The organism is Methylocystis sp., assembly GCF_050251305.1.
In the GTDB taxonomy this organism is placed as follows: Bacteria; Pseudomonadota; Alphaproteobacteria; order Rhizobiales; family Beijerinckiaceae; genus Methylocystis.
Genome location: NZ_JBFWNB010000081.1, coordinates 1 through 8,876 on the forward strand (window position 1 = coordinate 1; position 8,876 = coordinate 8,876).

Genomic DNA, 8,876 nt, shown 5'->3' on the forward strand with positions numbered 1-8,876 from the left:
GATCTGGGACGCCATCGCCGGCTAGAGCGGCGTCGCGCCCTGACGCGGATGCGCTTTTCGCCGCAACCGCCCAGGACGGCCCGGCATTGCCAAGGCGACGCATCTGGCTTAACTCGACGCAGTTTTTCGCCGGAGTCGCGACAGAAATGAAACTGCCCAATCAATTCTACCGCCCGCTCGCCGTCGGCGCCCCGGCGCCTCTGCGGGAGCCGCCCGTCAAGGTCGAGCGGATGATTCATTTCGTGCCGCCGCATCTCGAGAAATTCCGCGCCAAGGTTCCCGAACTCGTCAAACAGGTCGACGTCGTTCTCGGCAATCTCGAGGACGCGATCCCCGCCGACGCCAAGGAGGCTGCCCGCGCCGGCTTCATCGACATGGCCAAGGCGACCGACTTCGGCGCGACCGGCCTGTGGACGCGGATGAATGCGCTGAACAGCCCCTGGGCGCTCGACGACATGATCGAAATCGTCGGCGCGGTCGGCGACAAGCTCGACGTCGTCATGCTGCCCAAGGTCGAAGGCTCCTGGGACATCGCCTATCTCGACCAGCTCCTGGCGCAGCTCGAAGCCCGCCATGGCGTGAAAAAGCCGATCCTCATTCACGCGATTCTGGAAACGGCGGAGGGCGTCAAGAACGTCGACTCGATCGCCGCCGCTTCGCCGCGCATGCACGGCATTTCGCTCGGGCCGGCGGATCTCGCGGCCTCCCGCGCGATGAAGACGACCCGCGTCGGCGGCGGCCATCCGGATTACAAGGTGATCGCCGACGCCGAGCCCGGCCAGGGCCTGCGCGCCGCCTATCAGCAGGACCTTTGGCATTACACGATCGCCAAGATGGTCGACGCCTGCGCCTCCGCCGGCATCAAGGCCTTTTACGGCCCATTCGGCGATTTCTCGGACGCGCCGGCCTGCGAGGCGCAGTTCCGCAACGCCTTCCTGCTCGGCTGCGCCGGCGCCTGGTCGCTGCATCCCTCGCAGATCGCCATCGCCAAGAAAGTCTTCTCGCCCGATCCGCAGGAAGTCGCCTTCGCCAAGCGGGTGCTCGAAGCGATGCCTGACGGCACCGGCGCCGTGATGATCGACGGCCGCATGCAGGACGACGCCACCTGGAAACAGTGCAAGGTCGTCGTCGACCTCGCCAAACAGGTCGCCGCCAAAGACGCCGACCTTGCCCAGATCTACGGGTTCTGAACCGGCCTCGCGACGACGGGACGCAATTGACGGGTGCGCGGCGCCTGCGTTAGTAAAAGGAAAGTATACAGGGCGTTAGAGGCGCATTTCGAATGCCGCGGGAGAACATCGCCAAATTCGCGATCGGCCAGGTGGTCAAACATCGCCGCTATCCTTTTCGGGGCGTGATCTACGACGTCGATCCGGTGTTCGCCAACACGGAAGAATGGTGGCTTTCGATTCCCGAAGAACTCCGGCCCAATAAGGACCAGCCGTTCTATCATCTCTTCGCCGAGAACGCCGAAACCGAATACGTCGCCTATGTGTCGGAGCAGAATCTGCTGCCCGACGACAGCAACAGGCCGGTGCGCCACCCTCAGGTCGACGAGACCTTCGAGCGCGACGAGGACGGCGTCTATCGGATGCGGGCGCCGAAGCGCCACTGAGCGCCGTCCGGATCTCCGGGCGATTTTGCGCGCTGCGAAAAAAACGCGCAGCCGCCGGGATTGACGGCCGCGCGAATCAGCCACATCTTCGAGCAAGGTCGAACTTCATCGCGGGAGAGACCGGCGCTTGCGCCGGCGCCGAAGGCGAAACCGCCCCGGAAACGCTCAGGCTAAAGGACCGCGACGAAGCATAACTCTGGAAAGCGACGAGATGCGCGAGCATTTCGCCCACCGACGGGGGTAACCTGTAGCTTCGGCGCGGGGAAATCTCTCAGGTCACCGGACAGAGGGGGCGCGCTGCAAAGTTCGGCTTTGCTGCGTCTTCCATGTCCTGTCGGAGTTTACGGTGACCGAATCCGATGTCGCGACACGAGCGCCGCAAGCGCTCGCCATGCTGCCGCTCGATGCGCTGCATCGACGCCTTGGCGCGCGCATGGCGCCCTTCGCCGGCTACGACATGCCGCTGCAGTATGCGCAGGGCATCGTCGCCGAAACGCTGCACACGCGGCGACTCGCAAGCCTGTTCGACGTTTCGCATATGGGTCAGGCGATCCTCGCCGGCGCCGGCGTCGCGCGGGCGCTCGAAAGCCTGACGCCGGCGGATCTGGTTTCGCTTTCGCCGGAACGCACGCGCTACACGCAGCTGCTCGACGAGGCCGGCGGCATTCTTGACGATCTGCTCGTCACGCGTCTCCCGGGAGTCGAGCAACGGCTGCTGCTCGTCGTCAACGCGGCGCGCAAGCATGACGATTTCGCGCTGATCCGCGGCGCGCTGCCGCACTTCGATTTCAATCCTTTGGACCGCGCGCTGCTTGCCCTTCAGGGGCCGCGCGCGGCCGCGGTCCTCGACGCAATCCTCCCCGGCGTCGAGGACCTTGCTTTCATGGGCTGGCGCGCCTTCGATTTCGGCGGCGCGCCGCTCTTCGTGTCGCGCAGCGGCTATACGGGCGAAGACGGATTCGAGCTGTCGCTGCGCGCCGAACATGCGGAAGACCTCGCGCGGCTGTTGCTGTCGCACGAGGACGTCGCGCCGGCGGGCCTCGGCGCGCGCGACGCGCTGCGGCTTGAGGCGGGGCTCCCGCTCTATGGTCACGACCTCGATGAAACGACCGATCCCGTCGAAGCCGGGCTCGGCTGGTCGATCGGCAAGCGCCGGCGCGTCGAAGGCGGATTCCCCGGCTTCGAGCGCATTCGCCAGGCGCTTGAGCGCGGTCCCCAGCGAAGTCGCGTCGGACTTCTGCCGCAGACCAAGGCGCCGCTGCGCGAAGGCGCGCAGCTCTATGGTCCCGAAGATCAAATCGTCGGCCATGTGACGTCGGGCGGCTTCTCGCCGACTCTGCAACGGCCGATCGCGATGGGCTATGTCGCCGTCGATCATGCGAACGTCGGGACGACGCTCACCGCGCAGCTGCGCGACAAACGCGTCGCGGTCGAGGTGACGCCTCTGCCCTTCGTTCCGCACCGCTATTTCAAAACGCCAGTTGGGAAGGACGCGAAATGAGCGATCTCCAGTACTCCAAGGATCACGAATATGTCGCACTCGACGGCGACATCGCGACTCTCGGCATATCGGATTATGCGCAGTCGCAACTCGGCGACATCGTGTTCATCGAACTGCCCGAGGTCGGCAAGAAGGTCGCGAAAGGCAAGGAAATCGCCGTTATCGAGAGCGTTAAGGCGGCGAGCGAAGTCTATTCGCCCGTCAGCGGCGAAGTCGTCGAGGTCAATTCCGATCTTGGCGAAACGCCGGCGCTCGTCAACGACGATCCGCTCGGACGCGGCTGGCTCGTCAAGGTGCGGGTCAGCGATTCCGGCGAATGCGCGTCGCTGATGGACGACGCCGCCTATTCGAGCTTCCTGAAGACGCTCTAAGCGCGAGGAAACGGCAATGCGCTATCATCCGCTTTCAGAGGCCGACAGAAGCGCGATGCTCGCGACGATCGGCGTTCCCTCGGTCGACGCGCTTTACGCCGACGCGCCGCCCGAGACGCTGCTGAAAACGCCGCTCGACCTGCCGAACGGCAAGTCGGAGCTCGACGTCGAACGTTTCTTCGCGAGGCTTGCCGCGCGCAATCTTCCGGCGTCGCGCGCCCCGTTCTTCGTCGGCGCGGGCGCTTATAAGCACCACATTCCCGCGAGCGTCGATCATCTCATTCAGCGCTCGGAATTCTTGACGAGCTACACACCCTATCAGCCCGAGATTTCTCAGGGCACGCTGCAATATCTCTTCGAGTTCCAGACTCAGGTCGCGCTGCTCACGGGCATGGAGGTCGCCAACGCCTCGATGTATGACGGTTCGACGGCGACGGCCGAAGCCGTGCTCATGGCCCATCGCCTGACGAAACGCCGCAAGGCGCTGCTATCCGGCGGCCTGCATCCGCATTACGCCGAAGTCGTGCGCACGGTCTCGCGACTCGCCGAAGACGACGTCGAGACGATGGCGCCCGACGTTCGCGCCGTCGAAGATCTCGCCGCGCAGATCGACGACACGCTCTCTTGCGTCGTCGTGCAGACGCCCGACGTCTTCGGCAATTTGCGCGACCTGACGGAGATTGCGCAGGCCTGCCACAGGCATGGCGCGCTTCTCATCGCCGTCTTCACCGAAGTCGTGTCGCTCGGCCTGCTGAAATCGCCGGGCGCAATGGGCGCCGACATCGTCGTCGGCGAGGGCCAGTCGATCGGCAATGCGCTCAATTTCGGCGGGCCCTATGTCGGCCTTTTCGCCACGCGTCATGAATTCCTGCGGCAGACGCCCGGCCGACTCGCCGGCGAAAGCGTCGACGCCGACGGCAGACGCTCCTATGTGCTGACGTTGTCGACGCGCGAGCAGCATATCCGCCGCGACAAGGCGACGTCGAATATCTGCACCAACTCCGGTCTCTGCGCGCTCGCCTTCACCATTCATCTGACGCTGCTCGGCGAAACGGGGCTGACGCGGCTCGCGCGGGTCAATCACGCCAATGCGGCGTTGCTCGCGGAGATGCTCGCCGACGTTCCCCAGGTCGAACTGCTCAACGAAAGCTTCTTCAACGAGTTTACGCTTCGCGTCACAGGCGACGCCGCGGCGCTGGTCGAGAACATGGCGGCGCGCGGCGTGCTCGCGGGCGTTCCCGTTTCCCGGCTCCTGCCGGGGGCCGGCCTCGACGATCTGCTCATCGTCGCCAGCACCGAAGTCAACACGAACGAAGATCGCGACGCCTTCGTCGCGGCGCTCAAGGAGTCGCTCTGATGCTCGACAGACCCGCAGTCGTCGAACCGCTCGATGACGACAAAACGCCCGCGACCTTCACCGGCAATCGCGGGCTCGACCAGGAAGAGCCGCTGATCTTCGAGATCGGCCGGCTGGAGGCGACCGGCGTCGATATCGACGCCGCCGCGCCCGTGACGAGCCGGCTCGGCGCGCTTGAACGCACGGCGCCCATCGGCCTGCGGGGACTCACCGAACCTGAGACGATACGCCACTATGTGCGCCTGTCGCGCAAGAATTACTCGATCGACGCGGGACTCTATCCGCTCGGCTCCTGCACGATGAAGCACAATCCGCGCAGCAACGAAAAGATCGCACGCTATGAAGGCTTCGCGGATGTGCATCCTTTGCAGCCGCAGTCGACCGCGCAGGGCGCGCTGGAGCTGATGCAGACTCTCGCCGACTGGCTGATGACGCTCGCCAACATGCATGCGGTGGCGCTGTCGCCGAAGGCCGGCGCGCATGGCGAGCTCTGCGGCATGATGGCGATCAAATCCGCGATCGCGGCGAAGGGCGAGAGCGAGACGCGCACTGTCGTGCTGATTCCGCAATCCGCGCACGGCACCAATCCGGCGACCGCGGCGCTGCTGGGCTTCTCGGTTCGAGTCGTCCCGGCGGCGCCCGACGGAACCGTGCGCGCGGACGCCGTGAAAGAGGCGCTCGGGCCGGACGTCGCCGCGATCATGCTGACGAACCCCAACACTTGCGGGCTGTTCGAGCGCGACATCGTCGAAATCGCCGACACGCTGCATGAGGCGGGCGGCTATTTCTATTGCGACGGCGCGAATTTCAACGCCATCGCCGGCGTCGCCCGTCCCGGCGATTTCGGCGTCGACGCGATGCACATCAATCTGCACAAGACCTTCTCGACGCCGCATGGCGGCGGCGGTCCCGGCGCTGGCCCGGTCGTTCTATCGGAGCGTCTCGCGCCCTTCGCGCCGGTTCCGTTCATCCGCCGCAAGGGCGACGCGTTGGAGCTCGTCGAAGACGCCGCGAACACGCAGAGCTTCGGCCGGCTGACCGCCTTCCATGGCCAGATGGGCATGTTCGTGCGGGCGCTCGCCTATATGCTCGCGCATGGCGCCGACGGGCTCGCGCAGGCGTCGAAAGACGCCGTTCTTGCGGCGAATTATATCCGGGCGTCCTTGCGCGATGTGATGACTCAGCCGTTCGGCGATCGCACCTGCATGCATGAAGTTCTGTTCGACGACGCCTGGCTGCGCGGAACCGGCGTGACGACGCTCGACTTCGCCAAGGCGATGATCGACGAAGGCTATCATCCGATGACCATCTATTTTCCGCTGGTCGCCCACGGCGCGATGCTCATCGAGCCGACGGAATCGGAGTCGAAAGCCTCGCTGGATATGTTCATCGCCACCCTGCGCGACATGGCGCAAAGCGCCAAGGCCGGCGACATGGCGCGGTTCACGCAAGCGCCGCGGCTCGCGCCGCGCAGACGCGTCGATGAAACGCTCGCGGCGCGCAAGCCGGTGCTGCGCTGGACGCCGAACGCGGCGGCGTGACCTTTATTGCGCCTGCGCGACAGGCGGCCCGGTGCGCGGCGGCAGTATCGGCAGGACCACCTCAGGCTGGCGCCCGGTCAGCGAATTGAGGAAGGCGACGATCTTGTCGATCTCGTCCGCCGAGAGCTGCGCGCCAAGCTGGCTTTCGCCCATCACCGCCACGGCCTTCCTCAGATCGAAGGTCGCGCCGGTGTGAAAATAAGGCGCCGTCAGTTCGACGTTGCGCAGCGAGGGGACCTTGTAGGCGTATTTGTCGGCGATCGCCTTCGTCACCGCAAAGCGGCCCCAGTCGTCGGCCGGCAGAAATTCCGCAGCGGGCTGTTTGACGACGCCGAAGCGCGCAAACATGGCGCCGCCGACGTTCACGCCGTTGTGGCAGGTCGCGCAGCCCTTGTCGATGAAGAGCTTCAGCCCCTCCTTCTGCGCATCGGACAGCGCCTGATCGTCGCCTTTGAGCCAGCGGTCGAAGGGCGCGTCCGGCGTGATCAGCGTCGCTTCGAACAGCGCGATGGCGCGGCCGAAATTGTCGTAGGCGACGGGATCGCTCTGCTCGGGAAAGGCCTTCTTGAAGGCCGTCACATAGTCCGGAATCCGCTTGAACTGTTCGACGGCGCGCTGCTTCGCCGCCGCATGTTCGGTCGGATTGATCGGCATCGGGCCGCCGCGGGTTTTCAGCATCGCCTTGGGATTGGCCATCACCGAATTGACGACCTGGTCGGCCAGATCGGAGGCGCGCCCGTCCCAATATTGAGACTTGTTGAAAATGGCGTTCATCACGGTAAGCACTTCGCGGCCGGCGAGCTGCGCATTGTGGCCGCCAGAGAGTTTGCCGCCGTCGACGCCGCCCATGCTCAGATTGTGACAGTCGGCGCAGCTGACGTCGTGCGTTTGGGAAAGCCGCGGCTCGAAATAGAGCATCTTGCCGAGCGCGAGTTTTTCCGGAGTCGCGGTCTCTCCCGGAATCGCGGGGGGCGTCGACGGAATCGGCTGGAACAGCTCTTTCGCTTTATCGCGGAGGCTGACGTCGGCGAGCGCTGGGCCGCTCATGAGGAGCGCGACAAGAGAAGCGGTCAAAGAAAAACGCATGGCGGCGTTCACCTGGATTGAAGCGGGCGTAAGAGATTGCAGCTTATAGCACAGCTGCGTCCGCCCGAGGCTAGAGGCAAGGAAAGGGACGAAGCGTCACATGTCACTGGCTCGCCCAGAGAATGCGGGCGATCCAGCTCACCTCGTCGCGGGGAATCGTGCGGTCGGGATAGGCGGGATTGACCGAACGCAGTTCAATGGTGCGCGCCGTCTCGCGCTTGAGCTCCTTGGCCATGACTTCGCCGGACATGGTTTTCACGACCACGCGGTCGCCGCGGCGCACCGGCGCGGACGGCGAGACGATCACCACATCGCCGTCGCGGTAGAGCGGCGCCATGGAGTCGCCCGAGATCTCCAGCGCGTAGGAATGTTCGTCGGCCTCCGCGAGCACGTCGATCTCGTCCCAGCCCGAGCCGGTGGCGAAGCCGGCGTCGTCGAAGAAGCCGCCGACCCCGGCCTGCGCGAGTCCGATCAGCGGCCGCGTATGGCGCAGCCGGCCCGCGGCGCTGTTCGCCGTCACCAGCGACATGAATTCGTCGAGTCCGGCGCCGGTCGCCTGCAGCACTTTCGCGATCGATTCGGTCGACGGCCAGCGCTGGCGTCCGCTCGACGTCTCGCGCTTGGAGCGGTTGAAGGTCGTGGGATCGAGCCCGGCCTTGCGCGCCAGGCCCGAGGGCGTCAGGCCATATTGCGCGCCGAGGGCGTCGATCGCCGCCCAGATCTGGGCATGGGTGAGAATGTCGGACATGTCTGGCCGCGAATCGGAAGAATTTCCTATTGGTAGGAATATATCTATTAACTATGTCGCACAATAGGAAATCCGCGGCGACCGCTTGGCGCGACCGCGGCCGAGCGCCATAACCTGCTCTCCCTGCCCGATCTCTCTTCGGCCAATCTCTTGGCCAATCTCTTGGCCGATCTCTTGGCCGACCTCTTGGCCGATCTTTCCTGGCGGCCATCCTTGCCGAGCGCCATGCCCTCATCGCCCCAGTCTGCGCCGAAGGGCGCGCGCCACGCCGTCCTCAGCTTCTGGCTCGGCATTCTCGCCGCCGTCATCGTCGCAGGAGGCGCGGTCCTAACCACCGCCGCAGTCCTCGGCGTCGGCGAATTGCTTTCGCTCCTGAGCCGGCTGCCGGCGCCGACCCCCGAGGCCGCCGCCGTCGGCGGGATTTTCGCGGCGACCTATGTCGTGCTGGCGATCGGCAAACTGCCCTATTACCGCCTCGACCGCGCCGGCGGCACCCTGCTCGGCGCGAGCCTGATGATCGGCGTCGGCGCTCTGACGCTCGACGAGGCCTATCGGTCGATCGTTTTCGACGCCATCACGCTGCTGCTCGGCATGATGATCGTCGTCGCCAATCTGCGCCGTTCGGGCGTCTTCCGCCGCGCCGCCGATTGGCTCGCC

9 protein-coding genes and 1 riboswitch are annotated in these 8,876 nt (G+C 65.4%); of the genes, 7 read left to right on the forward strand and 2 right to left on the reverse strand.

The window, feature by feature from the left end; all coding sequences use genetic code 11:
* Positions 1-146 precede the first annotated feature (146 nt).
* From AB7F41_RS16630 to gcvPB, 6 genes are all read left to right on the forward strand, one after another.
* A complete protein-coding gene (locus AB7F41_RS16630) occupies positions 147-1,190 on the forward strand; it encodes an HpcH/HpaI aldolase/citrate lyase family protein (RefSeq protein WP_428382114.1) in 1,044 nt (347 codons plus the stop codon).
* A gap of 92 nt (positions 1,191-1,282) precedes the next feature.
* A complete protein-coding gene (gene hspQ, locus AB7F41_RS16635) occupies positions 1,283-1,615 on the forward strand; it encodes a heat shock protein HspQ (RefSeq protein WP_428382116.1) in 333 nt (110 codons plus the stop codon).
* 101 nt (positions 1,616-1,716) lie between these two features.
* Positions 1,717-1,806: riboswitch (glycine riboswitch) on the forward strand.
* Between the two features lie 200 nt (positions 1,807-2,006).
* Positions 2,007-3,116, forward strand: coding sequence for a glycine cleavage system aminomethyltransferase GcvT (gene gcvT / locus AB7F41_RS16640; RefSeq protein WP_428382216.1), 1,110 nt, complete (start codon positions 2,007-2,009; stop codon positions 3,114-3,116).
* Complete coding sequence (gene gcvH / locus AB7F41_RS16645; protein WP_428382118.1) at positions 3,113-3,487, forward strand: glycine cleavage system protein GcvH; 375 nt, start codon at positions 3,113-3,115, stop codon at positions 3,485-3,487. Before gcvT ends, gcvH begins: the two co-directional genes overlap by 4 nt.
* A gap of 16 nt (positions 3,488-3,503) precedes the next feature.
* Positions 3,504-4,844 (forward strand): aminomethyl-transferring glycine dehydrogenase subunit GcvPA, encoded by a 1,341-nt coding sequence (gene gcvPA / locus AB7F41_RS16650; RefSeq protein WP_428382120.1) that lies wholly within the window; start codon positions 3,504-3,506, stop codon positions 4,842-4,844.
* Positions 4,844-6,385, forward strand: a complete 1,542-nt coding sequence (gene gcvPB, locus AB7F41_RS16655; RefSeq protein WP_428382121.1) for an aminomethyl-transferring glycine dehydrogenase subunit GcvPB — start codon at positions 4,844-4,846, stop codon at positions 6,383-6,385. Before gcvPA ends, gcvPB begins: the two co-directional genes overlap by 1 nt.
* A gap of 3 nt (positions 6,386-6,388) precedes the next feature.
* On the opposite strand, the gene AB7F41_RS16660 is transcribed toward gcvPB, so the two are convergent.
* Both AB7F41_RS16660 and AB7F41_RS16665 read right to left on the reverse strand, forming a co-directional pair.
* The gene (locus AB7F41_RS16660) at positions 6,389-7,471 is read right to left on the reverse strand and encodes a cytochrome-c peroxidase (protein WP_428382123.1); all 1,083 of its coding nucleotides are present in this window, start codon (positions 7,469-7,471) and stop codon (positions 6,389-6,391) included.
* A 103-nt stretch (positions 7,472-7,574) separates the two neighbouring features.
* Entirely contained in the window at positions 7,575-8,219 is a 645-nt protein-coding gene (locus AB7F41_RS16665; RefSeq protein WP_428382125.1) for a S24 family peptidase, read from the reverse strand.
* Positions 8,220-8,444: 225 nt separating this feature from the next.
* On the opposite strand from AB7F41_RS16665, the gene AB7F41_RS16670 reads away from it, so the two are divergent.
* Positions 8,445-8,876, forward strand: a 432-nt coding sequence (locus tag AB7F41_RS16670) for an SLC13 family permease (RefSeq protein ID WP_428406707.1), incomplete at its 3' end; no start/stop codon positions are given.